This is a genomic window from Pseudomonadota bacterium, from assembly GCA_039028935.1.
Classification (GTDB): Bacteria; Pseudomonadota; Gammaproteobacteria; order Steroidobacterales; family SZUA-146; genus SZUA-146.
In genome coordinates this window covers 1-24,784 of the sequence record JBCCHD010000010.1, presented here as the reverse complement: position 1 = coordinate 24,784, position 24,784 = coordinate 1, and the positions used below count along the sequence as shown (strand labels likewise).

At 57.2% G+C, this 24,784-nt stretch carries 24 protein-coding genes and 1 riboswitch; of the genes, 6 read left to right on the top strand and 18 right to left on the bottom strand.

Annotation, left to right across the window (positions count from 1 at the left end):
• Window positions 1–22: 22 nt before the first annotated feature.
• Window positions 23–260, bottom strand: a riboswitch (cobalamin riboswitch).
• A gap of 152 nt (window positions 261–412) precedes the next feature.
• The 5 genes from AAF465_06710 to AAF465_06690 all read right to left on the bottom strand — a co-directional run bounded on the left by AAF465_06710 (window position 413) and on the right by AAF465_06690 (window position 4,692).
• Window positions 413–1,195, bottom strand: coding sequence for a hypothetical protein (locus tag AAF465_06710; protein ID MEM7082408.1), 783 nt, complete (start codon window positions 1,193–1,195; stop codon window positions 413–415).
• A complete protein-coding gene (locus AAF465_06705; GenBank protein MEM7082407.1) occupies window positions 1,195–1,374 on the bottom strand; it encodes a CPXCG motif-containing cysteine-rich protein in 180 nt (59 codons plus the stop codon). The genes AAF465_06710 and AAF465_06705 overlap by 1 nt, the downstream gene beginning before the upstream one ends.
• Before the next feature lie 64 nt (window positions 1,375–1,438).
• A complete protein-coding gene (pdxH, locus tag AAF465_06700; GenBank protein ID MEM7082406.1) occupies window positions 1,439–2,077 on the bottom strand; it encodes a pyridoxamine 5'-phosphate oxidase in 639 nt (212 codons plus the stop codon).
• 25 nt (window positions 2,078–2,102) lie between these two features.
• Window positions 2,103–3,155, bottom strand: coding sequence for an MBL fold metallo-hydrolase (locus tag AAF465_06695; protein ID MEM7082405.1), 1,053 nt, complete (start codon window positions 3,153–3,155; stop codon window positions 2,103–2,105).
• Between the two features lie 7 nt (window positions 3,156–3,162).
• Window positions 3,163–4,692 (bottom strand): gamma-glutamyltransferase, encoded by a 1,530-nt coding sequence (locus tag AAF465_06690; GenBank protein ID MEM7082404.1) that lies wholly within the window; start codon window positions 4,690–4,692, stop codon window positions 3,163–3,165.
• A gap of 153 nt (window positions 4,693–4,845) precedes the next feature.
• On the opposite strand from AAF465_06690, the gene AAF465_06685 reads away from it, so the two are divergent.
• Window positions 4,846–5,643 (top strand): alpha/beta hydrolase, encoded by a 798-nt coding sequence (locus AAF465_06685; protein MEM7082403.1) that lies wholly within the window; start codon window positions 4,846–4,848, stop codon window positions 5,641–5,643.
• Between the two features lie 97 nt (window positions 5,644–5,740).
• Here the strand turns inward: AAF465_06685 and AAF465_06680 are convergent, their stop codons facing one another.
• The 6 genes from AAF465_06680 to AAF465_06655 all read right to left on the bottom strand — a co-directional run bounded on the left by AAF465_06680 (window position 5,741) and on the right by AAF465_06655 (window position 10,974).
• The gene (locus tag AAF465_06680) at window positions 5,741–6,148 is read right to left on the bottom strand and encodes a hypothetical protein (GenBank protein MEM7082402.1); all 408 of its coding nucleotides are present in this window, start codon (window positions 6,146–6,148) and stop codon (window positions 5,741–5,743) included.
• 279 nt (window positions 6,149–6,427) lie between these two features.
• Window positions 6,428–7,627 (bottom strand): primosomal protein N' (replication factor Y) - superfamily II helicase, encoded by a 1,200-nt coding sequence (locus AAF465_06675; protein MEM7082401.1) that lies wholly within the window; start codon window positions 7,625–7,627, stop codon window positions 6,428–6,430.
• 23 nt (window positions 7,628–7,650) lie between these two features.
• Window positions 7,651–8,754: an SPFH domain-containing protein gene (locus AAF465_06670; protein ID MEM7082400.1), complete on the bottom strand. Its 1,104-nt coding sequence runs from the start codon at window positions 8,752–8,754 to the stop codon at window positions 7,651–7,653.
• Between the two features lie 57 nt (window positions 8,755–8,811).
• Entirely contained in the window at window positions 8,812–9,963 is a 1,152-nt protein-coding gene (locus AAF465_06665) for a toxic anion resistance protein (GenBank protein ID MEM7082399.1), read from the bottom strand.
• 47 nt (window positions 9,964–10,010) lie between these two features.
• Window positions 10,011–10,847: a 5-bromo-4-chloroindolyl phosphate hydrolysis family protein gene (locus tag AAF465_06660; GenBank protein ID MEM7082398.1), complete on the bottom strand. Its 837-nt coding sequence runs from the start codon at window positions 10,845–10,847 to the stop codon at window positions 10,011–10,013.
• Window positions 10,840–10,974: a hypothetical protein gene (locus AAF465_06655; protein ID MEM7082397.1), complete on the bottom strand. Its 135-nt coding sequence runs from the start codon at window positions 10,972–10,974 to the stop codon at window positions 10,840–10,842. The genes AAF465_06660 and AAF465_06655 overlap by 8 nt, the downstream gene beginning before the upstream one ends.
• A gap of 213 nt (window positions 10,975–11,187) precedes the next feature.
• Between AAF465_06655 and AAF465_06650 the strand changes: the two genes are divergently transcribed.
• A complete protein-coding gene (locus tag AAF465_06650; protein ID MEM7082396.1) occupies window positions 11,188–12,243 on the top strand; it encodes an isoaspartyl peptidase/L-asparaginase in 1,056 nt (351 codons plus the stop codon).
• A 10-nt stretch (window positions 12,244–12,253) separates the two neighbouring features.
• Here AAF465_06650 and AAF465_06645 read toward each other — a convergent pair whose 3' ends face one another.
• Complete coding sequence (locus AAF465_06645) at window positions 12,254–13,192, bottom strand: nucleoside hydrolase (GenBank protein MEM7082395.1); 939 nt, start codon at window positions 13,190–13,192, stop codon at window positions 12,254–12,256.
• A gap of 142 nt (window positions 13,193–13,334) precedes the next feature.
• Between AAF465_06645 and AAF465_06640 the strand changes: the two genes are divergently transcribed.
• From AAF465_06640 to AAF465_06630, 3 genes are all read left to right on the top strand, one after another.
• Window positions 13,335–13,625, top strand: a complete 291-nt coding sequence (locus AAF465_06640; protein ID MEM7082394.1) for a hypothetical protein — start codon at window positions 13,335–13,337, stop codon at window positions 13,623–13,625.
• 106 nt (window positions 13,626–13,731) lie between these two features.
• On the top strand, window positions 13,732–14,157 hold the full coding sequence (locus AAF465_06635; GenBank protein MEM7082393.1) for a hypothetical protein: 426 nt from the start codon (window positions 13,732–13,734) through the stop codon (window positions 14,155–14,157).
• 189 nt (window positions 14,158–14,346) lie between these two features.
• Complete coding sequence (locus tag AAF465_06630) at window positions 14,347–17,001, top strand: M14 family zinc carboxypeptidase (protein ID MEM7082392.1); 2,655 nt, start codon at window positions 14,347–14,349, stop codon at window positions 16,999–17,001.
• Between the two features lie 147 nt (window positions 17,002–17,148).
• Here AAF465_06630 and AAF465_06625 read toward each other — a convergent pair whose 3' ends face one another.
• The 6 genes from AAF465_06625 to AAF465_06600 form a co-directional block, all read right to left on the bottom strand.
• Complete coding sequence (locus tag AAF465_06625) at window positions 17,149–18,951, bottom strand: TIGR02281 family clan AA aspartic protease (GenBank protein MEM7082391.1); 1,803 nt, start codon at window positions 18,949–18,951, stop codon at window positions 17,149–17,151.
• A 191-nt stretch (window positions 18,952–19,142) separates the two neighbouring features.
• Window positions 19,143–19,754: a glutathione S-transferase family protein gene (locus AAF465_06620; GenBank protein ID MEM7082390.1), complete on the bottom strand. Its 612-nt coding sequence runs from the start codon at window positions 19,752–19,754 to the stop codon at window positions 19,143–19,145.
• A 131-nt stretch (window positions 19,755–19,885) separates the two neighbouring features.
• Window positions 19,886–20,893, bottom strand: a complete 1,008-nt coding sequence (locus AAF465_06615) for an alpha/beta fold hydrolase (GenBank protein ID MEM7082389.1) — start codon at window positions 20,891–20,893, stop codon at window positions 19,886–19,888.
• 272 nt (window positions 20,894–21,165) lie between these two features.
• Window positions 21,166–21,555: a polymer-forming cytoskeletal protein gene (locus tag AAF465_06610; protein MEM7082388.1), complete on the bottom strand. Its 390-nt coding sequence runs from the start codon at window positions 21,553–21,555 to the stop codon at window positions 21,166–21,168.
• Window positions 21,556–21,914: 359 nt separating this feature from the next.
• Window positions 21,915–23,111 (bottom strand): EAL domain-containing response regulator, encoded by a 1,197-nt coding sequence (locus AAF465_06605; GenBank protein MEM7082387.1) that lies wholly within the window; start codon window positions 23,109–23,111, stop codon window positions 21,915–21,917.
• Between the two features lie 103 nt (window positions 23,112–23,214).
• The gene (locus AAF465_06600) at window positions 23,215–24,375 is read right to left on the bottom strand and encodes an EAL domain-containing response regulator (GenBank protein MEM7082386.1); all 1,161 of its coding nucleotides are present in this window, start codon (window positions 24,373–24,375) and stop codon (window positions 23,215–23,217) included.
• On the opposite strand from AAF465_06600, the gene AAF465_06595 reads away from it, so the two are divergent.
• Window positions 24,374–24,784 (top strand): hypothetical protein (locus AAF465_06595; GenBank protein ID MEM7082385.1); only part of this gene is annotated, 411 nt, incomplete at its 3' end. The two genes, AAF465_06600 and AAF465_06595, sit on opposite strands and share 2 nt — an antisense overlap.

Sequence of the window (24,784 nt, the reverse complement as noted above, 5' to 3'; positions counted from 1 at the left end):
GACCTGCCCAAACGCCCGCCGCGTTGTGCAAATTTGCCAAGGCCGGTCTCCGGGCTGACGAGTTAAACCACATCTTTCTGGTTTCCACCCGGATAACCTTCCCACGATTAACGCAGTGGCTGCGACACCTGGCGGTGCAGCGAATCCGGGTGATGCTCGATCACCGTTGCGGGGGCAGCGTCGGATTGGCGGCGAACCGCGCACCGACTTCCCGTTCACCCAAGCTGCGGCTTGGGTTCACCTATAGCGGCAACGAATGTACGGCGATGTGAAGATCATGTCAATTGAGAGTGGGTCCAGGCCTGTTCGGCGCCACGACCGCCGCATTGGTCAGTGCCAGAGGGATTCGGGTCAAGCGCGGTCCAAAGCTGTGCGTTCAGGGCCTGAACGCTGAAAACGGGGAAACTGGGGGTTACTGGGTCCAGCGAATTTCACGGGCGGTGAGCGGCCCGACCATCACCTGACGCAGGCTGCGCGGAATCTCGGCGCGCTCCGGCGAAATCGGGATACGGCCACCCATCAACTCGGCGCGGTGCTGGGGAAACAGTGGTTTGGCGTCCGGATCAGCGAATCCGTCGGGATGGACTGGCTGCACCGTTTGCAGATCGTATTTGTCGGTGGCGCCCAACGTGTGCAAGAGTTCATGCGCGATCACGACTTGATTGCTGCCACGGTATTGTCTTGAAGCGAACGCATTAATGATGCCGAACAGTCCCTTTTGCACACCGACCGAGTGGGGAAGCTGCGTGTGACGGGCTGGATCATAATACACAACAAACAGTTTGATGTCTGGGGTCACGCCGTCCTGACTACGCTCCATTTTCCACGCCCAGTGACGCATCACTAGACTCCATTTGATCACACTCAACGCCGAGCCTTCGGGTGGCGATGGCGGTTTCTCACCGAGTTGGTCGCGAAGATCGATGCGTACCGGCTGGTCCAGCGACAGACCATAACGATTGAGCTCAGTTTGGAAAAACGTTTCGATCGGCGCGAAGTCATCCTCGTGAAGATCGGTAATATAGGCAGCCGCTGCATCGGATTGGTCGCCATTGATCGGAAATACGGCCACCCAAAGCGTGTTGTTCCAATCCGTGGAGCGTTCACGCGCTAGCCAGGCGGACAGTGCGACGGCAATCAGCACGTAAAACATGAGCATCTGACGCAGCCAAGCAATGCCGCGTTTCTTTTTCACTACTCGCGCTCCACGTCAACATGCACCGAGTGACCATCCTGCGTCACGCTCAACGCGATGGGATGGCAGCATACCTGGCAGTCTTCGGTATAGCGCTGATGCTCGACGGAGGGATCGAGTAGGATATCCAGTGACTCCCAACAAAAGGGGCATGTGATGGTGTAGGGCTGTTGATCCAAATCAAAATGCCTGTTCAGTGGTCCAAAGTGGGGGATGAGTCAACTACACGATGCTCGAACACCCTTAGGGCTGCAGGCGCGTTGCCCGCCATGCGTCGCCGCCAGTCGGCTCAGTCGTGTGATTAAGAACGCGCTGCCAAACCGCGCGGTCATGCAGTCGAAATTCGCCGTCACACCATAATTCGAGTCGATCAATAAACAGTCGAAAACCGCCCCAGTGCGGCGGCCTCGGCACCTTGTCCTCACCAAATCGTTGCTCGGTTTGAGTGCGTTTCTCAAGCAGCTGCTCGCGCGATTCGATAGGCTGACTCTGCGCGCTGGTCCACGCGCCGATGCGCGATGCGCGATGACGCGACCCAAAATAGGCGTCACTCTCGGCTGCCGGTGATTTCACCACGGCACCCTCCAGGCGAACCTGACGGCCAAGTTTGTCCCAATGAAGCAGAGCGCCTGCGCGACAATTGGTGAGCAACTCATGCCCCTTGCGTGATTGATAATTGGTGTAGAACACAACATAGCCTGGATCGACGACCAGATTTTTGAGCAACACGATGCGTGTCGATGGAAAGGCCACTCCATTCTCCACGAGCGCGCTTGACAGCGCCATGCCATTGGGATTCGGCGTGTCAGCGTTCGCCCAGGCCTCCTCCAGCCAGTTGGCAAACAGCGGCATTGGATCGGCAGGCAGTAGATCGTCGAGCATAGTGTGGGGACTCTCGTGTAACCGGTTAACGCGTATGGGCGTCGATCCGCACCGATTCGCCGTTGTCCAGGACCTGCAGCGTGGGGATGGATTCGTCGCCGAGCAGCGCCAGGCGTGAATGTTCGTCACGCAGTGTCGTTAGTGGCAGGTCCTGGCCGTCGTCACCGAGTGCAAACGTGCCGTAATGAATGGGGATCATAACATCGCTACCGAGGTCGCTGGTGGCCGTCAGCGCATCCGAAGGCGACAAATGATTGTCTTTCATGAACCAACGCGGCAGATACGCGCCGATGGGCATGAGCGCCACGGGCACCTCACCGAGGCGCTGACGAATCAGACGAAAGTGGTTTCCCAGTCCGGTGTCGCCCGCAAAAAACACCAAGGGCCGCGCGTCATCGTGCAACACAAAACTGCCCCAGAGGGTGCGGTTTGTGTCGAGCGCGGTGCGTTTGGACCAGTGCCGAGCGGGCGTCATGGTTAGGGTGAGCGAGTCACCCACCTTTGTTTCCGCCCACCAGTCCAGCTCAATCACATTATCGATGTTGACCTTTGCTAAATTGCCGGCATTGCCAAGACCCACGATAAAAAGCGGAGCATGGGTTTTGTCGAGTCTCGCTAACGTTGGTAAATCCATGTGGTCATAATGGGAATGGCTCACAAACACCGCGTCGATGGGAGGAAGCGCATCGAACGGCACGCCCGGATGGCGAAAGCGTGATGGTCCAATCTTGCCAAAGGGGCCGGTGGAGCCTGACCAAGTAGGATCCGTTAGCAAATTGAGGTTCGCGGTTTGGATGAGTAGGGTTGCGTGGTTAATCAGTGTAATGCGCAGGCCTTCGCTGACACGTTCGGGTGGACGCTGCGTCTGAGTTGTCCGATGTTCCCAGGCGCCGGGTTCACGATTGAATCGCCACTTAAGCAGATCGGAGGGACGTTTCTTCTCGTAACTGGCTGAGTAAAATGTCTGGCCATCAAACAGGCCAGACTTGGGTCCCTCATAGCGCGCCATCGTCAGTGCGTCATAGACCAGGCCAACGGCCGTCAAACTCAAGACAATCCAAAGCAATCGCTTGATCATACGTCGATCAGGCGATGGCCCGGCCGCCGCGACGACGGGGATCGGCGGCCGCGATCAGCTCAGACCCTGGCGTATGAAGTGCCGCGCCGACACCACCAAAGAACATAGACGGTTCATCAAATTCGCGCGTGGGCAAGATCACACCACTCGCGTCCACGCCCCGCTCGTAGGCGACCCGTGGATCGCCATCATTAATTTCAAGATGTAGGCGGGGCCGCGCGATGGCCTCTTCAAGCGATAACCCTTCGCGCATGAAGTTATTGAGCGTGCAGAGCAGGGCACTGGTGATGCGATCCGCGCCTGGCGAACCGATCGACAGCACTTGACCATTTGCGTGGCGACCGGTCGTTGGCGCCATGTTTGACGCCAGTCGCATGCCGGTTGGCCCCGCATTGAGTCCTTTGCGATTGAGCTCAATTTCGCCAAGACAATTATTCATCCAAATGCCCGTACCGGGTGGCATCACGCCCGCCCCGTAGCCCGATGAGAGGGTGATCGCGCAGGCCAGCCCGTCCGTATCGACGGCGGATGTGTGCACGGTGGAGGCCGCTGGCCGGGCTAACGGAACCGACCCGCTGCGGGCCAGTTCGAGTAGGCGTTGTGTATCGGCTTGCAGTGCCTCACTGTAATCAAGATGATGCAGTCGATGCATCAGAACCCGGTGTTGAATATCGGCGATACGGGCGGTGAACGCGTTATCCCAGCCGCCGCCTGCCGGATGATCGGGATGGGTCAGTAATTCGAGCATGGCCATGAGCGTGACGCCGCCGATGGCCGGAGCGGGGTTGGTCGCCAGCCGCCAATCGTTCAATACGAACGGGAGCGGCGTGCGCTCCAATACCTCATATTCGGCCAGATCCATAGCCGTCATGACGCCGCCGTTCGCCTCAAAATCGGCGGCGATCAGTTTGGCCAGATCGCCGCGATAAAATGTGTCGACGCCATCGCGCGCGATCGCTTCGAAACTGTCCGCTAGGTGTTCAACCACCACCGTGTCGCCCACTTTCTTAAGCGCGTCATTGTGGTGTAGCGGCGCGTGGCTCTGCGGTAGCCAACCGTAGACGCACTCGTGCGAAAACTGCAGGTAGCTGTAGGAGGCCGGTGATAACGGAAATCCGTGCTTTGCACTGTCGAGCACCGGACCGAATAATGCCGCCCAAGGCAGATGGCCAAATCGCTGCCAAGTGCGATCGAGTGCGGCCAGGCCGCCAGGCGTGCCCACGCTGCCATGACCCACGTAGGTCGACACACCGCCGCCATACTGCATCGTGACTTCCCAGGCCCCTTGGCCGAGTCGCGCGGGATCCAGGCCGCGTCCTGGCATTTCGATGTTGCCATCAATCGTCACGGGGTCGCCGTGTGGAGGCCACACCGTCACAAAGCCCCCGCAACCGGGTGAGCAGATGCCGGGTTCGGTTGTAATGGCGACCAACGCAGCGGCGATGGCGGCATCGACCGCATTGCCCCCCTCTCGCGCGAGTGACGCGCCGGCGTCGGCGGAAAGCTGAGTGCTGGAGGCGATGGCTACACGGGACATGAGCGACTTTTTTGATGAGCGGTCCTTGATCATAACAAAATGCGTTCCAATGAAGGTGAGAAGTGCCACGAGAATCACTGAGGTGCCGTGTAATTTTTAGTAGACTTGAGTCTCGTCCAGATCCAACTAGAGCACGCCACGGTTCAACGCCCTATGCCCATCATCGAAGTGAATGGAATCCAACTTGACTACGCAGACGCAGGCAGTGGTGAGCCGCTATTGATTATTCATGGTCTGGGATCAAGCCATCACGATTGGGAGGATCAGATCGCGCTCCTTGCGCAGCATTTTCGGGTGATCGCGCCCAGCATGCGCGGTTTCGGTGAGTCGGAAAAAGTGCACGATCACTCGGTTAAAACCTGGTCAGAGGACGTGTTGGCCTTGGCGGATTATTTTGGCTTCGAGACGTTTCACCTGCTCGGGTTTTCGATGGGCGGCGCCATTTCCTACCAGACGGCGGTGGATCAGCCGACCAGGCTGCGCTCGCTGACGATCATTAACAGCCAGCCAAGTTTCGAGCTCAACGAGTGGTACAAACACATGATGGTGTTGTACCGCATCGCGATGGCGCGCGTTGTTGGCATGAAGCGCCTTGCGCGTTTTGTCGCGAAACGCGTGTTTCCAGACCCGCATCAGGCGGATCTGCGGCAACGGATGATCCGACGCCACGAAAATAACGATCAAGACAGCTATGTGAAAGCAGTTCAGGCGCTAGCCGGATGGAGTGTGGCCGATCGTATTCATCAACTTGAGATGCCCGTATTGGTGCTCGCGGCGGATCAGGACTATACGCCTCTCGAGGACAAGCTCGTCTACCTTGAGCAAATGGGCAATGCGCGTCTAGAAGTTATTCAAAACAGCCGGCACGTGTCCCACGTGGATCAGGCTGAAGTGGTGTATGAGCTTGTGCGCGATCATGTGATGAACGTCGAGGCGGATCAACTGCGCTGACCCTTTGCATTGATTATTGACGAGCGCGACGCAAAACGGCCGGTGATACAAACCGGCCGTTTTTTACTGACGCTCATGTTGCCTTAGAGAAATGCCGTCAGGCGGTCCGGTGGAACGAAAATACCTTTGAATCGATGCGCAGTATCAGCGTGTTTGCCGTCGCACGCAGGACCGTGAACCGATCATCGTATTCGTCAAGCGCCTCCTCGATGTTGCCATCGGCAAACCGAGACTTCTGCGCTTTTACTGCCAGTTCGACCGCGTCCCCGTTGCGTTCCCAGGTGCCGCATCGATACTGTCGCTCGAGCGTTGTTGAGCTACGCTCGTCGAGAATAAACTTACCACTGTCTTCAAAACTCAAACTGGCGATATCGCCGTTGTGTGACGTTGCTGCCCACTGGCCCACAAGCTCGGGATCGTGGTTATGATACGCGTCATTTTCCATCGCCAATGTAGGCATCGACAACAGTAAAAACGCGATTAAACAAAATACAGTCTTGCGCACAGCGTGCCTCCTCAATCAGTGTTGTCACTGTATCGAAGCGTGAAAATTTTCGCTGTGAAGCCTGCACGTTTTGCCCAGCTTCGCGCTAGGTGCAGTGTAATTTCTTGAGACCCGTCACGTTTTAAAATCCGCCGTTAGAATTTTCTTAATCGCGGTTTAACAATGTATCGGCACGCTCTTCATTTATGTCAATTGACTATGTAAAGCCACATGATGCGTGATACAAAAGACTGTGACAGTTCGCACAGGTGTCGGCCCATGCCGCGTATGCGGGTCGGCTCAGAAGCCGCCGAATTCGACAGTGTTGATCAGCGTATCGAGTGCACCTGATTCATCCGCTACCGCCATTATGACAATTATGGCCGCAATCGCGGCGAGTGCCGCTAAGGTAATCTTCCACACGCTGTAGGGGCGCTCGCCGCGCACTTTACCTGTGCGACCGTTGACGACGAATCGGTAGGTCTTTTTGCCAAACTGAAAGCCGGCAGACCATACCGGTAGCAGCACGTGTTTAAACGTCGTATTGGAATGGCGTGTATCCGCATGATGGATTCGTTGATGGTCGCCACCAATATCGTTTGCGATGTCGCGACGGATTAGGCGGTTCATGGTGTCGACCGCCACGTCAAAACCCTGATCAAGATCGACCTGATAGACCTCGCTCTGAAAGCCACTTAGGTACTTCTCGTTATACGGCGTTAGATTTTCCAGGTCCCAGGGTAAGAGGCTGTCTGTGATTTTACGGGGCAACGAGCGGGTTGCTCCGACCAGCACGTCATCAAAAAAGCGTCTCACCCGGCCGCGTACCGGACGCCAGCGGACTTTTCTGACCATGCGAGTGCGGCGTACTCGACGACCATTTTCTACGGTGGTGTAGGATTCGGGCACCATATAGGCATCGCCTCGTTCGCCTACATACTGAGTGTGGGTCTGGCTGTCGTATGTCCAGTACGGGACGTACACGCCATTGAGTGAGGCTTCTTGTCGAGCATGTCGCTTGATTTTACTCGGTGCAAACCACAGGCCTTTTAGCCAGCGTCGAAACTGTTCCTGTGCTTGATGCTCGGTGATATGAAAAGGCAGCAGCGATCGCGGCTTGATGTGTTTGTCGCTTCCGGTGCCAATCACAATCGGCGTGCCGCAGAACGGGCACTCGCCGGAGTGCACGTGACGATCAAAATCGAACTCGGCGGCGCACGAGTCGCACTGCGTAGACGGTCGCTCGTTCGCTGGTCCTGCGGTCTCGAGCCAACGCAGTGCTTCATTTAGATCGTACTCGCGTACCAGCCCTTCGGCGCGTGTTATCGGTGTTCGATGCGAGCAGTAATCGCACACCAGCTCGTTAGATCCCGGCTCAAACGTGACGAGCGCGCCGCATTGCTCGCACGGAAACTGGCGCGGCGCTTCCGCGCGCTGAGCGGAACGGACCCGCGCCGGAGGCTGGGCCGTTTCAGATTCACTTCGGCGCCACGCAGCCATGCGTCAATCCTTAGGGCGATAGATTAGGACGACGTCGGCACCGGTGGCGGTTGGTGGTCAAACAATGTGGCTAATTCAGTCAGCTTGGCTGCGGGCTGCCAATCTTTCTCACCCTGTGTCCAAGTGAGCGTTTCCGGTTTCACTTCGCCGCCGGCGATTTTGGCGTTCATTTCCACCAGCGTATACGGACCGGTTTGATGGCCATTGACGGCCACGTAAAACCGCGCTTCCGTCGGAATGCGCGGTGGGCCAGCCGGATGGCCGCTGCCGGCCGCGCCAAGTGACTCGCTCATGCGGGTCGCAATCGCGATACCCATGCCGAGTCCAACGCCATCGGAGGCACCGCCTCCTGGATTGGAGGCCGCTTGCGTCATGGCTTCGGCTGCCTGGAAGTCTGCATAGTCGCGTAGGCCACCGATCGCGCCCATGCTTGTCCGTTTGTCGAGCGCCTTTTCGACCTCGGGCGGCAGTGAAATATTCTCCACCAGCATTCGCGTGAGCGTCAGTCCATATTCCTTAAACTCCGGTGAAATTTTGGCTGTCACGAACGTGCTCAAGTCGTCGTAGTTTGCCGCCAGGTCAAGAACGGGTATGTCGGATTCACCCAGTACGTTGGCAAACCGCGAGAGGATCAGATTGCGCAATTGATTGGTGATTTCATTGGTGGTGTAGTGACCGTCGGTGCCCACTACTTCGCGCAAAAACGCGACCGCATCGAGCACGCGAATTTCGTACGTGCCAAACGCGCGCAAACGCACAACATCAAACTCCTTGTCGCGCAGCATGATCGGATTTTTGGTGCCCCATTTGAGATCGATAAAGCGTTTGGTGTTAAAAAAATACACCTCGGCCTTGAACGGGCTTTCGAATCCGTGCGGCCAGCCCTGCAGCGTGGAGAGCACCGGCATATTGTTGGTTTCGAGTTTGTACATGCCAGGCTGGAAGACATCGGCAATTTTTCCCTCATTAACCAACACCGCAACCTGCGACTCGCGCACAGTGAGAGCGGCGCCATACTTGATTTCGTTGCCGTAGCGCTCAAAGCGATACACCATCGTGTTGGCGGAGTCATCGGTCCACTCAATGACATCAACAAATTCGCCAAACAATTTTTCCCAAAATCCCATCAGTCGTGCTCCTGTTCGTTAATTCGGTTCGCCGGTTCGTGTGATGACTGCATGCGCTTACGCGTTAGCCCGGGCGCTCGCAGCTGCCAGCGTTTCCTTGAGATTGTTTTCCATCTCTTGAAGCTGCACGACAGCCTCTGCACGGCGGCGCTTGCCTTCGTCGGCAATTTGCAGGCTTTCTTCGATGGTGTCGATGAGCGACTGATTCGCTTTCTTCACGCTTTCGAGATCGAATACGCCGCGCTCGATTTGTGCGCGAACCTCAGCGTTGGCGGTTTTAAGCGCCTCGGCGTTTTCCTCAAGCAGTTCGTTAGTAAGGTCAGAAGCCGCCTTGACGGACTTGGCCGCGGCGTGCGAGCGCGCGATCGTTACCGATGTCGCAAGCTGCGTTTGCCACAGCGGAATCGTGTTGGCCATGGTGCTATTTATCTTAGTCACCAGGCCCTTGTCATTTTCTTGCACTAAGCGAATGCTCGGTAGACTCTGCATCGTGACTTGGCGCGTGAGTTTGAGGTCGTGAACCCGACGCTCAAGATCATCCCGTGCACTTCGCAGGTCGCGCAACTCCTGGGCTTTGATGACATCGTCGGTGGCCTGCGCTGCACGATCGAGTTCGGGAATGACCTCTTCGTCAAGCAGGCGCAATTTTTCATCGCCTGCAGCGATGTACAGTTCTAAATCGTGAAAGTACTGCAGGTTGGCTTCGTACAGTCGGTCGAGCGATGTGATGTCGGTGAGCAGTTTGGTTTTATGGGAGTCCAGCTCGTTGCTGATTTTATCGATCTGTTTGCGCACGTCTTCGTAACGCTGTAAAAACTTGACGATCGGTTTGGCGCGGCCAAAAAGACGCGCGAAGAAGCCGGGTTTTTCAAGGCCATCCGCATCAAACCCACGCAGTGTCGCGACCATGTCACTCAGCGAATCGCCCGCTGCACCGAGGTCTTTGTTTTTGACGCCCTCGAGCATGTTATCGGACACGGTTGTGAGGTTTTCTTGGGCTTTGGTGCCAAAGAAAATGATGGAGTTGGTGTCCGCCAGATTGATGCTGGCCATTAGCTCTTCGATTTTGGCACGCTCTTCCGGCGCGGCCGACTCATAGACCACCATCGCGTCCTTCAGCTCTGGTAGGTTGGCAGCGGCTACGTGCAGGTCGCCACCGACCATAGTGGTTGCGGTTTGATCAACACTGGAATCGCTTTGGTTAGACATGTGTGTACTCCATATTGCTTCGTTGTGACGGTGGGCGGGCGATGCGGCTAGCCCACTCCTTCTTTTTCAAGCTGCGTTTTCAGCACTTCAATTTGAACATCGAGATCAAAAATATCGTCTTGCAGCAGTTTTTCCTTTTGTTCGGCAAAGGTGCTTTCGATGGTGTCGAGCACGTTGCGGAAATTGGTTTCGAGCATGCCATCGGTGTCGTTTTCGTGGCTGCGCGCGTATCCCTCGGTCACTTTCACTGCGCCATCCAGATACACATTGAGAAATTTGCGTGCCCGGCGTAGATCACCGGGGTCGTCTTCAATCACACCAATGATCTCTCGTGCCTTGTCGGTAATGCGATGCAACCGCTGCCCAAGCTCGGAGTTTGGGATACCGCGACTGGCCAGTTCAATGGCCTCGATCTTGCGTTGCGCGCTACTCAACGCGTCGACAATTTCTTCGGTCGTGTAGCCATGAGTCGCTTTTGCGACCCCCTTATCGCCACGCGGATCGGTGCCGTAGTGCATGATCGAGCCAAGACCCGCGAGCGCGCCTGCGATTGCCCCTACGGTGAAACCATTGCCCACCAAAAACGCGGCGGTCAAAAACGTGCCGGCAGCGATCAATATTGCGCCGAGCGTTTTGCGCGGTGTCGCGGGTGCTGTTGCAATTTTACGGCGTCGAAATTCGGCCTCGGCCTGTAGTCCGCTGCGATTGAGCATGGCCCCTAACCAGCAAAGACCGAGCGCCACGACGGCGGTGATCAAGCGATCGGTGGCGCCGCTGGCAATCGCGGTAACCACCACCCACAGCAAGGGCAATGGCAGCACAAACAGCAGCACGCCCTGTGAACGCCAGTAGCCCGCTGTTTCTCGTGTATAGGGCTCAGCCACGCGGCGCATCCTGATAGTCGGCGCCGGAAGGCGTCTCGGCATTGGCGTTTAACGCCATAACCGATGACACACCGAGCGTGCCGATCAGCAAAAGCGCGCCGACCAAGCGTTTTATCGATGGATTCATGCCGCGTTCCCCACTGGCTGCCTGCGAAATGACCGAGTTGTACCCTCAGCCACGCGTCGATTCGGCGCAGCGTATGTCACTGCGCAAGGCGAGTGCCTACATTCCTTATTCTCTTATTATAGGGGGTTGACGATACAAAAGTGTAAATGTTCATGGGTTTAAACGGTGCTTAATTGTATATTCCTGTAAACAGTCGCTGACGAGGACCACCGAATGCGCATTTTGAGCCTGACTTTCGTTTGTATTTTGACGCTCACGCTCGTGGGGTGCACCCGCGCGATTTATACCGAGTCCACAGAGAACGCCGGCGTTGCGCCGCATGGGCTCGTGATTCACGGCGGTGCCGGGGGTGGCTCGCGGGCCACGATTTCACCGGAACTGGAAGCACAGATGCGTGAGGCATCGGCGCGAGCACTGAAAGCCGGATTTGACGTGCTCGATCAAGGGGGGAGCAGTCTTGACGCGGTGGCCGCCACGATCGTGGTGCTCGAGGAGGCACCGGTCTTTAATGCGGGTAAGGGGGCGGTCTACAACGCCCGCGGTGGGCACGAGCTCGATGCTTCCATAATGGATGGATTCACGCTCAATGCCGGGGCTGTGGCGGGTGTCAAACAGATTCGCAACCCAATATTGTTGGCGCGTGCGGTGATGGATCGATCGCCGCATGTGCTGTTGTCCGGGGAGGGCGCCGAGCACTTTGCACGCGAGCACAACCTCGAGTTTGTGTCGCCCTCGTTTTTCGATACGGAACGACGCCGAAAACAGCTGGATGAGCGACTCCTTCGAGAACAGGCGACGTTGCGTGAGCCGATGTCCGGCCGAATGGATCCGTCGACCTCTTATTTCGGCACGGTCGGTGTGGTCGCACTCGACAAACAAGGCAGGCTTGCGGCAGGTACCTCCACGGGGGGCATGACCGCGAAGCGGTATGGACGCGTCGGCGACTCGCCCGTCATCGGCGCCGGGACGTATGCCAATGGTGAATGCGGCGTGTCATCGACCGGTCATGGCGAGTTTTTTATTCGTCACGTTGTGGCCTACACCATTTGCGCGCGCATGGCCTTTCAATCCGTCACGCTCGAGCAGGCGGCAAACACCGTGATTATGAGCGAACTGGTGGAGGTGGGCGGCTCTGGCGGCGTGGTGGCGATGGATGCGGATGGCAATATCGCCTGGCCGTTTAATTCGGCGAGTATGGTGCGCGCACACCAGTCGCGGGATCAGCCGCCCCGCGTTCTGATCTTTAAAGACGACTCGCCAACCAATTGAGTAGGATCGGCTAGCGAAGCATGGCCGAGAATTGCTTGAGATCACTGAGCATCTGCTCGCGTACGCGATCGATGTTGACCCGTCGCGTGATACTGACATTGGGTGTGCGGTGTGGCTCGATAAATGTCTTTCCGGTGGTCTCGAGGTTAGCGCGGGTCTCGATCTTGACGTAGGCGCTGACGGTCTCAAACAGTTCGGGATAGAACGCAAAGGCGACCGCTGTCGCATCAGCGGCGCAAAATCGCGGTTGATCCACTGACATCAAGTGTTTTTGGGTGGCGCCGACCAAGCGCCACACAAAACGACTGACGCGGGTCACGTCTTCGTCAAAGCCAGCGGCACGTAGATGATCAAGATTGAGATCAAATTGGCGCGACACGTCGAGTGGGATGAGCGTGACGTTGGCATTCGCGTGAAACAAGCGATGTAACGCTCGTGGATTAAAATGGGCGTTGAATTCCGCTTCGGGCGTCACGTTGCCCCGCATGAATGTACCGGCCGTGGCGACGATGTGTTTGGCTTGCCCCAGCGAACCTTTTGACATCACCTCGACCGCCTCGAGATTGGTGACCGGGCCGGTCGCCAAAAGGGTCACCTCGTTGCCCTCGTCGCTTAGCCAGCGTTCAAGTAACTGTGGGGCGCGCGGCGCGCTTTCGTAGCTCTTACTCGGAGCCGGCATCGAACTGGTGAGGCCGACCAGACCGTCTACACCGTTGAGATGCTCGGCGGTTTTGCCCGCATGCGACGCCGACTTTGCCAGCGTCAGGTCGGTGCGACGGCACAGGTCGAGCACGCGGCAAGCGTTATTGAACGTGGCGCGTCGTCTGAGGTTGCCTTCGGCGGTGGTTATGCCAATGACATCGGCTTTGTAGCGCACATCGAGCGCCAGCAGCCACAGAAGCGCCAAAATATCGTCAACGCCCGGGTCGGTGTCCAGAACTACCTGCATGCGTGAAGGTTACCAAATTCACGTGGCGTGAGGGACCTTATCCGCGCATCAGCGTGACAAGAGAGCGACTTGCCGCAGCGACGTGGGTTCCGTGCGCGATCGTGATATGGTTTCTGACGATTACCACGGCAGGATTTCACTCATGGCTCTGATCGCATGCTCCCGTTGTCGCAAGCAGATTTCCAGCGAGGCGTCGGCCTGTCGTCACTGCGGCAAATCGCTGCGCGCGGCATCAGAGGGTTATGTTCCGCGCCGCAATTTCGCCTTGCACTATCTGCTTTCGATGGTGCTGGCAGTGGCGGGTGCGGCCACCTACATTTCCGCTCTCAATGGGGTCGCGCTCGATCCGATGGTCGTCTCGACATCATTGTTTGTCGGTGCGATTGGCGTGATCTGGTATGTCGTTGCGCGCATTTGGGCATCGATTTCCTAAGACGCTTGCGCGTTCCTTCCTTGTCTTTTTTCACGCGCACGCCGAGCGTCTCGACGTGTGTTTAGTTCAGTCCTTCGAGCGGCTCGAGCGAGGCAGGTTGCGAGCTGTGTGGCCATTGATCGTGTGCATGTTGATGGCAGCGTGCAGCGATCATTTTCTACCGCGTATCGAAACAACACGCGACACGGTGGCGTCGTGGCGCATAGATGACAACGTTACCCTTGAGATTGACAGCCCGTCGGGCATCGGCACGTTGCGCATTCAACATGACGGATCGTGGCCGGACGCGATTTATATTGACCTGTCGTTGGCCGGTCTCGAGCACTTTGCGGTGCATCATGGCACAGAGACGCATTCACTGTCGGTCACCGAGGAAGGGCTCTTACGCTCACCGCCGTCGACAAAGGTGCTGTATATGGATAATTCAGAATCACATAACCGGCTCGACACCGTTCGTTTGATTATTTGGCCAAACGCGCTGGCCCAGCCGGTTCGCGACTTACGCATCGAGTGGGTGGATTTTTATCGATAGATGCGAATTCGCGCCAAACCATTATGTCAATTAAAAGATTGGCTTGTGTCCCTAGCGTATTCCCACTACCCTGAGCAAAGAAAAAAAAACAGCTGTGCATCATCCACTTGCGTTGTCGCGCTAGCGGATGTGCATCGACAAGATGATTGTGATGAACTCGCTGTAGCGCGAGTCTCTTGGGGAACTCTTATGCGTACTGTTCTGATTGCGATGGCGCTGTCATTGACAACCGTTGCGTTTGCCAGCGACACCAACAATGCCTGGTTTAGTAAAGATCGCGAGCGTGTTGTCGTGCGGGCGTACTACGATAACCAAACCATGCTTCAATCCCTAGCGGATCGAACGCCTATTTGGCAGGTCGACAAAAACAAATCTTACGCCGTGGTCGAAATCAGTCAGTTCGACGAAGTGGAACTGATTAAGGACGGTTTTCGGCTTGAGCTCGACATGCAGCGGACGTTGTCCAACGCGCTTTCGTACGATCGATTGCCGAATCAACGCGCCGGTATCGATGGATTTGAATGCTATCGCACGGTCGATGAAACCTACGCAACCGCCGAACAGTTGGTTATTGATTACCCGGATCTTGCCGAATGGGTCGACATTGGCGATAGCTGGGAGAAAACCGACGGTCAGACTGGACACGATCTGTATGTGCTCAAGCTCACCAATAAAAACCTGACGGGTGACAAGCCCAAGCTCTTTGCGATGAGCGCGATTCATGCGCGTGAATACACCACCGCCGAACTCAACACTCGGTTCGGTGAATACCTGCTCAACAATTACGCGACCGATGCCGACGCCCGATGGATTCTGGATCACCATGAGGTGCATCTGTTGCTGCACGGAAACCCCGATGGTCGCGTGCAGGCTCAGACCGGCCTGTCTTGGCGTAAAAACACCAACGGTGATTATTGCAGTCCCACCAGTACCTCGCGCGGCGCCGATCTTAACCGAAACTTTGAGTTTGGCTGGGCCTGCTGCGGCGGTTCGAGCGGTAATCAGTGTAACCTGACGTATCGTGGATCGTCACCGGCGTCTGAGCCGGAGGTTGATGCCGTACAGGAATATGTCCGCTCAATCTTCCCAGACCAGCGCGGCCCGGCAATCACCGACGCGGCGCCCATCGACGCGACCGGTGTGTTTCTGGATATTCACAGTTTCAGTCAGCTAGTGCTGTATCCCTGGGGCAATACGTTTAGCCCCGCCCCCAACCAAGTTGGGTTGCGCACGCTGGCGCGCAAATTGGCCTTCTTCAACGGTTACGAACCGCAGCAGGCGACAGAGCTTTACATCACCGACGGGACTACCGATGACTTCGCCTACGGCGATCTTGGCCTGGCCGCCTACACATACGAGCTGGGCACCGCGTTCTTTCAGGCGTGCGGTACCTTTGAAAGCACCATCTTTCCAGACAATCTTGAGTCATTAATTTACGCAGCCAAAACCGTGCGGGCCCCGTATCAGCTTCCGGCGGGACCCGATGTCACCGGGTTGGCCTTTGCCAATAACACTGTGATGCCCGGCGTTCAGGCCACGCTGACGGCGAGCGTGAGCGACGCGAGGTACGAAAACAACAACGGCGCAGAGCCGACACAGGCCATCGCGTCGGCGGCCGCCTATCTCAACACACCTCCTTGGGAGGCGGGAGCTGTCGCGATTCCGTTGGTGGCTACCGATGGCGCGTTTAATAGCGTGACCGAAGCGGTGGAAGGGGTGATTGACACCTCTGGGTTACCCAACGGTGAACATATTGTGTATGTGACGGGCACGGATGCGGCGGCCAACACCGGCGTGGTGACAGCGCAGTTTCTGTACGTGATCGATCCATCGACGTCACCGGTGATTGCCGGCACCGTGACCGCCGCGGACACGGGCGCAGGTATTGCTGCAACGGTGGCAGCGGGCGCGTTTTCAACAACGACCGACCCTGCCACCGGTGCCTATGAACTGTTTGTCTTTGCGGGGGACTATACGCTCACGGTGACACCGTCCTCCAACGACTATGGTGGCACGACGGTTTCCGGTGTGAGCGCCAGCAATGGACAAACTACGACGGCGAACATCAGCCTGTTCCCCTTCTGCGCGGTATTCGCGGATGACATGGAAACGACCGACGTCGCTTGGACCACCACGGGTTCATGGGCGCGTACGACCAGTTCGTCAAACAGTCCAACGTTCTCCTGGACGGACAGTCCCGCCGGCAACTATGGAAACAATCAGGATGTCTCGCTGACGTCGCCGTCGATCGACTTGAGTGGCGTCACATCCGCGGAACTGTCTTTTGCCCAACGTTGTTTGACTGAGGCGACGTACGACTTCTGTGTTGTCGAAGTGAGTGCCGATGGCGCGAACTGGAGTCCGATCAGTAGCTCAGACGAGTCGGACGGTACGGGTTGGAGTACTCAATCGTTCGATATCTCATCGGTGGCGGGCAGCAGCACAGCGCAGGTGCGTTTTCGACTAACTACCGATGTCACCGTAACACGCGATGGATTCTATGTTGACGATGTTGAGGTTCGTGCCGCAGGAGCACAGTGTGTGACCGCGGTCGATACCGACGGAGATGGCGTATTGGATGATCAGGACAACTGCACCCAGATTTCGAATGCCAGTCAGCTCGATGTTGACGGCGATGGGTATGGTAACGCCTGCGATACGGACTTCAATAATGACAACATCACCAACTTCCTCGACTTAAGTCTGTTCTCCAATGATTTCGGCGTGAGCGGCGTGCTTGAAACGGATGCCAACGGTGATGGAGTGGTGAACTTCATTGACCTGGTCGTGCTCAGAGACTTTTATCTTCTGCCGCCTGGACCCAGTGGCGTTGTGGGTCCCTAACGATGGATCGCTAAGATCGCAAACCACGGCGAGCCTCGGCTCGCCGTTTTTTTAATTGTCTCTACGGTCAAGTCGTCGGTTCATTGATGGCAAGCGCGTCACACGTCTGTGGGGTATGCAGTGCGCGCTGCCTGTGTGAGTTGACGATTAGCGCTGCACTAAAATTAATCGGTTGCTGTCTTGATCGATGCTGACATCAAAATGTCGAAGAAACGACAGCCCGAGTAAGCCATCAAATCCTTCAAAGTTCTCCAGTATCACGACGGGCACATCGCTTACGCTCGCAGAGCCAAGCTGAATCGAATTGAGGTGCATGCGCTGGGCATACAGCGTGCCGTTGGCCGACTCGAGTTGCACAATATCGGAAGCGTCATTAAGCCGATGTCCTAACCCAAGACGCAGCAATGTGCCCCGCGACAGCGCGGTGTAGGTCGCACCCGTGTCGACCAAAAAGCGAAATGACTGGGGGCTATTATTGAGCTGGGCGGTCACGACAATTCCGCCCCCACTCGGCACGAACGGCACTTCACTGGCCGGTGCGCTGTCGGCTCGTTGAGTGCTGTTTCGCAGCCGGTTGCCCAACGTAGCGGCAATCGAGGGATCAAGACGGATTGCCGCGTTGTAGTAACTCTGCGCCGCCGCATAGCGCCCCGACTCATACTCGATGTCACCCAGTCGCCGATACAGTGAGGCTTGCTCGGCCAGATCGAGCGCGGCGAGCAGCACGTCTGATTGCGCCGCGGGGGACATGCGTGTGTCGCTGGCAAACGTCATGGCGGCTTGGTGGGCCGCGCGAATAATGGCCTCACGCGAATCGAGCGAACGTAGGGTGTCACGCATCGACGTGGCCAAGCGGGGGGTGTCATGTGGCCGCGTGCCGGTCGGTCGATTAAGGCAAGCGGTCGCCTGTTCAACCACCGATGGCCAGTCCTGTTCAACCACGTGCGCTTGCAGGCGCAACACACACCAGGGCTGCGCATCGGGATATTGATTCTGCATGGATTGCACCAGTGTCAGCGCCGCGGAGCCTTCACCCGCGGCGGCAAGTTGGTGGCCGTAGTAATACGCCGACAGCGTGAGCGCTTGGCGCTCGGTGGCGGTGAGATTGCCGCCGCTGCTCAATCGCTGGAGGCGCGCGTAAACCTCTCCCCACTGTTGACGCGTCGCGAGTAGGCCAATTTCATGACGAAGGCCACCCGGCGATTGAGCAAACCGCGACGTAAAATCGCGGGGTGATTGCGGCGCTTGTCGATCATTCTGCAAAAAGGCGCGCAGCGAGGCCGCGTCGATGGCGCTGTACAGGTCCCCGGACACATGCATCCAAGGGAGGGTTGCATGGCGCGATGTCACCACAAAACCAATTAGCTCGTCGCCTTGAGCCAGTGCGCCGCCGCGTCGACTGACGCTGCTGTCAAATGTGACTTGATAGTACTCTCGGCCGTTTTCCGCGATTTGCAGCGCCGACTCGATTTGGCCAGGCAGTTGCCGGTCGGGCAGTTCGAGCGTTACATCGCGACCGATGTACAAGGAGCCGGTATCCGCGCTTAATCGAAAGCCAGTCGGCTCATTACCGGCGGCCAATCGAGGATCGCTCAATGCCACGAGCTGAGACTGCGCATCGAACGCCACTACCTTTGGGAATTGGCGTTCGCCGTTGTTATCGACGAAATACACGGCATTGGTGGGATACACACTCATTAGCGAGGCGAGTAACAGTCCTTCAACCCGCGCGGCCGGTACGAGGCTAGAGCCACCGTCAAACTCGACGGTGAGCCATAGAGTGTTGGCCTCGGGTGTGGTTGGTTGCGCCAAGACGGGTGCGGCTGCAACCGGGGCTGGCGTGGCCTCAGGTGACGCGGGCTGCGAAGCCGCCCACCAACCGGTGGCAACGCCGGCGCCAAAGAGTAGCGCAGCGACCAGTACATTGATCAGTAGCGTGGAGACCTTCATGCTGATGTTTGATCCTCAAACCCGCACTCGGTTCACTGGGCGCCTCGGTGAGAGCGCATGAGTGCGTTGGGCCCAGTTTACACCGAGCGCGTCAATCCACGCTCGAATGCGTCCATCGACTGCTCGCCGATGAGGTTTGCGCAAGGTCGGTCCACGGCGAGCGCCGCAGCAATTGGGCCGATCGGATTTGCCTAGTCGAAAGTGTCGGTAATCAGGCAGTGACGTGGTTGACTGGCCACGCGCTCTAGCCACGCGTTCAGTGCCGTATAGTCGGAGAGATCAAAGCCGCCTTCGGGTGCAACATGGGTGTACGCATAAAGACCAATGTCGGCAATGGAGTAGCGATCACCAACAAAAAAATCATGATGCTCGAGATGATTGTTCATGATGTTCAACGCCGCCAGTCCGCCCTCGCGTTTACTTTGCAGTCGGTCTTGTGCCGCCGCGTCGCCGCCGCCATGCATCAGGATAAAGCGCGATACGGCGATAAAGGGCTCATGGCTGTATTGTTCAAAGAAGAGCCATTGGAGAACCTCCGCGCGCTCGCGTCTCGAGGTGGGTAGCAAGTCGGAATTGTCTGCCAAATAATACAGGATCGCGTTGGACTCAAACAGAAACTGCCCTGGGGCATACTCGAGTGTGGGTATGCGACCGTTTGGGTTTTTTTCAAGAAAGTCGGGCGTGCGCGTGGCTCCTTGCATGATATCCATGTCGACATAGCGAAACGGCTTTTCGAGTTGGGAGAGCGCGAGCCTTACTTTGTAGCCGTTACCGGAAGGCAGATAGTCGTAGAGCGTGAACATGGCGGCTGTCCTGAGCGATGTGTGTATCAGAAGCCTAGCATGTGAATGAATTTTGACCGGCGTTCCGGTGCAGAGAAATTCCACACTTTTCGCAATGCTATCTATTGCGACCGTTGATTAATCGAGGTCTGTCAGGCGTGACTCGTTGAACGTCGATGCTGCTCAAACCAATCGAGCATAAAATGATCCGCGTAGCTCTCTCGATGAAGATTAAACAAAAACCCGCAGTGACCGCCGTGCTTGCGGCGCTCAACGCGGATATTCGGCTGAGGTGGTAACGCGGCGAGTGGTTCATCGGGCACGATCGGATCGTCAATCGCTGACAAGATAGCCGTGGGCGCGGTAACGGTCGAGAGTCGATCACCGCGAACACTGTAACCGTCAAAGTAGTCCTCGACGGTGTCAAAGCCGCCGACTGTTTCGACCAGCACCTTGGTCAGGGGCAGCAGTTCACGGTGCGTGTCCAGCACCGACATATCAAAGGCGTCGGGGAAGTGGTTGTGTTTGGTGCGTAGCGAGCGACGCCATTTGCGCATGAAGTAGTAGCGATAAATAGCCGGGCCGTTCTGCATATGTCTGAGCGTCGGGGACGGGTCGATTACGGGCGATACGGCGCACACGCCATCGAGCGAGAGTCCGATCGTTTCTGCCACGGCGGCGATGCGCAAAGAAAAGTTTCCGCCCAGGCTAAAACCGCCGAGAAAGAGTTGGGGCGGCGCATACCGCTGGGCGATCTGCCGCACCGATTCGGCCGTCTCATCGAGTCGGCACGAGTGGAACACCTCGGGATTGAGATGGTGGCTGTCGCCGTGGTCACGGAGCTGGAGTCGAAAGATGGCATAGCCTCGCCGCCAAAGATGCGCGGCACACGACAAAATATACTGCGACGACGCGCTGCCCTCCCAGCCGTGAATCAGCACCACAAGCGGCGCTCCGTCAGCTGCGGGTGTGTAAAGCCCACTGAGTCGCACGCCATCATCTCCTTCTATGACCGTGTAGGTCGAGGCGGCCATCATGTCCCCGGCGCGGTGATGTATAAATGGCAGGCGAATTTTCAGGCTGGCCAACACGGACTGGGCATGGGCGTGACGAAGCAGCGCGGGTGGGTAAAAATCGGCGTCGGGTGCACCGTAGGTCATCGGGTTGGCTTCCGGCTAAAAGCGATCATGATAGGGCCTAGCCGTGTCGATTGAAACCGCCCGCCGTTAGTCGATACAGTTTAGGCAATCGATGGAAATAGGAGGGTCAGTGTTTAATGGGCGGCCGTTCCCGACGCTCTCAGTCTCGCTGCAGCGCTGGACTGGTTTGCCAAGCACGGCCACACCGCGCCGCGCGGATGGCTAAGCGATGGGGTGGGTGGCGAGTTGGGTGCGTGTGCGCTCGCGTTACCGCGAAGCGTGCGGTCGTGCGACTAGGCGTTTTCCTTGATCTTGACAACATCGGGGTTGGTGATCATTTGCATCTCGCCTTCGATAACAGCGCCTTCGTCGACCGCGATTTTACGGCCGATGAGGCTGCCCCGCACATGCGCGGTCGAGGCCACTTCGATCATGCCGTCGGTGCGTACGTCACCTTCAACTTGTCCGGCGATGACAACCTCCGACGCGCGAATCGTGCCCTTCCACTGGCCTTCTTTGGCGAGCGTAACCGGGCCGTCCAGATCGCAATCGCTTTCGACCACACCGCAAACGACAAAGCTGCCAGTGCCGGAAATGGTGCCGGCGACGTGTACGCCTTCACCGATGATGGTTGTTTGTGAATTAGCGCGGTCGGTGCTGCGACGACCTTTGTTGTCTGTCATCGAAATCTCCGGACAAATCTGAATCGGACGACGAACGTGTGGTGGCGCGCATCGCATACTGCCGTCATTCTAGCCCAAAGTCGCTGCAGAAATACGGCCGGGTTCACATTTTTGCTGGCTTAAACGGCAATGCCTGCGTGTTGTGCGTGTTTGGCGGGCAGCCAACCTAGCGCTCGGGTGTCCATCCGTCTGAGTCGTGCGTGTCGGCCACACGACCAACGTTGTACACCTTCGGCGGCGCGCGTTGCGGCGCGGCCTAACGCTGTGTGTCGCCCTGCCCCAGGCGCGGGATAGGGTGTGCGGTCATCCAGTGAGTGTCGGCCTCGTCGAATTCCGGCGTTCGCGATGGTTAGGCGTGATCAGGCCGGGGCGTGCGTACGACCGGCTTGCTGCATGTTTCGCCATCGCGCCAGCCAGGCCGGAGTGCTGCCGGCCGGCAACGGTCGAGCGATGAAAAAGCCCTGACACTCATCGCAGCGCGCTGCTTTGACCGCATTCCACTGTTCTTGCGTTTCCACGCCTTCGGCGATCACTTTCATATCCAGATGATGGCCAAGTTCAACGCTCGACTCGAGAATCCGTCGTGCTTGCCCATTAACCGGCGCGTGTTTGATGAACGATCGATCGATTTTCAGTTCACTGAACGGAATGCGCGAGAGCTGCGAAATGGAGGAGTAGCCTGTGCCGAAGTCGTCGATCGAGAGCCGAAAGCCCTTGAGCGAGAGTCGTGTAAGGGAATCTAAGCAGTTGGTCGGATCGCTGCTCAACCACGACTCGGTAATTTCAAGGGTGATCTGTGCTGGCGAAATGCGGTAGCACGTGACCAGATCTTCCAATCGATCAGGGAACGTGACATCGCCGAGCGTGCGCGTCGAGATGTTGATCGATGTGTTCACAATCAGATCTTGCTTCATCCATTGATTGCACTGTTCAAGAGTCCGGCGGATTATGCGATCGGTCAGGGCGTCGATTTGACCGCTTTCTTCTGCTGCTGGAATAAAGAACCCCGGTGCCAGCAGGCCTTTCGTTGGATGCTGCCATCGGACCAACGCCTCAACGCTGGTAAAGTCCATGGTCTCCAGATCGATCTTCGGCTGAAACATCACGACCAGTTCGTCGTGGCCTGGGATGCGTGCTTCGGTGTTGTCCAGTGGGTGGCGGTGCAGGCGTCGACGCGTGGCGCTCAGACGCGCTTTGGCCAACAGCGCCACGAGGTTTTCAGGTACGAACGGTTTTTTCAGGCTGCCGACAATGTTCAATTCGCGATCATGGGCGAGTTGTTCGGCGGCGTTTAATATCTTGTTATCACTGCCGCTGACAATAATTACTCCCGCCCGGCAACGACGCTCGGCCAACAGGCGAAGCACTTCAATACCGTCCATATTGGGCATCACGATGTCGAGCAGAATGACGCTTAGATCGTCGCGCCAGACGCGGTCCAACTGAGCGGGGTCGTCACACACCAGCGCGTCGCCCCCCATGTCCGACACAACCGCGTGCATAAACGCGGACAGATCGGGATCGTCATCAATAATGAGTACGCGTGGCCGAGTCATTCCACGATTCCCATACAAGGGTGACCACCCGGTGAGCATGGTGTCGCTGGTAGCCGTGCGACCAATCGCCCTGGTGAGCGATTGGGTGTGCGCCGATTCTCGATCACTCGGCGATACCCAGGCTGCGATTCCAGTGACTGCGCCAGTCCGGGAGTTCCGCCGCGGTCATGGGGCGGGCGATAAAGTAACCTTGACCCTCATTGCAGCCGAGCTCGGAAATCAAGTCCCAATCGTCCTGCCGTTCAATGCCCTCGGCAACCAAGTGCAGACCCAAGCGATGACCAAGATCGATGCTGGTTTCCACTATCGTGCGGGCATCGGCGTCGTTGGCCGCGCCACGAATAATCGACTGGTCGAGCTTGAGTTCGCTGAACGGAATCTGCTTGAGTTTGAGCATGGTCGAATAGCCCGTTCCGAAATCATCGATCGACAAATTAAAGCCCTTCATGCGCAGCCGAGTGAGGATGTCCAGCGCGTCGATCGCGTTTTGTTCCACCCAGCTTTCGGTGATTTCGATAACGATACTGTCGGGCGGCAGCGCAAATTTTTGAGCGCTGGCAAAGAGCTGGTCGGGTAACGTCAAGTCGGCCAATGACGCCACGGAGACATTAATAGCGACCTTGAGCGGCACGCCGCTTTCTTGCCAGTGGCCCGCGTGGCAAAACGCGTTTTCAATAATCGCGTCGGTTAACGGCACGATCAGTCCGGTGCGTTCGGCCAAATCCACGAATGAATTAGGTCCGAGCATGCCGTACTCGGGGTGGCGCCAGCGCACCAGTGATTCGACGCTCACCAGCTCGAGCGTCTCGACGTTGATCTTGGGCTGGAAAAACACCACAAACTCGTCGTTCGCCAAACCGCGACGCAAGTGATGGTGGTCGGTCATCACGATCGGCGAGCGCCGATCCGCGTGGCCGATACTGTGCATATCCCGCATCGCGTTGTTGAGTGCTTCGGCCGTTGGTTGCCGTGGCAGCGTGCCACGCACGATCAGGCCCTTGGCCTGTGCCAAACGGGTGGCGGCGGCAACAACCCGCGCATCCATGTCACTGATGATGATCAACTCGGGTGGTGAAATTTGTTGACCAAGGTAACGAATCACCTCGATGCCATCGGCATCGACGAGCTCAAGTTCCATAATCAAAATGCTGACGTTGCGTTCCTCTTGGCGAAGCTGTTCGAGCGAACTTAGCGAATCGATTGTGTGACGATCCGAACAGACGTAAGCACATAGCGTGGCACGACGATCCGCACAGGCGCTCATGACCAAAGCAAGTGGCGGGCGACATATCGCGGAATCCGCTAAAACCGGCACCTGGCCCGAGGTGTCGAGTGTTGAGAACGGTGTTGTCATTCATCCAGTGTGCGAAAACACAAGCACGGCGACCATGATGGAGTTGGCGTTTTGTGTGATTGAGGTCTATTGTGAAGGTGCTGAAGCGCGCGAATTTTGCATAACGTCAACACGCTGTCACAACGTTACCGGCAGTCTGTGGAGCACGATGGATTCTGATCAAACCGCAATTCGGAAACGCATGGCCGATCTTGTGGCGGAAGCCGGCAAGAACGAGACGATTTTGCGCCGCGCGCAGGCCCGTGAACTGCGGCTTCTTGAAAGTGCGTCCCTTGAAGAGCTGTTCGATAACCTGGTCGACGGACTAGCCCGTTCGTAT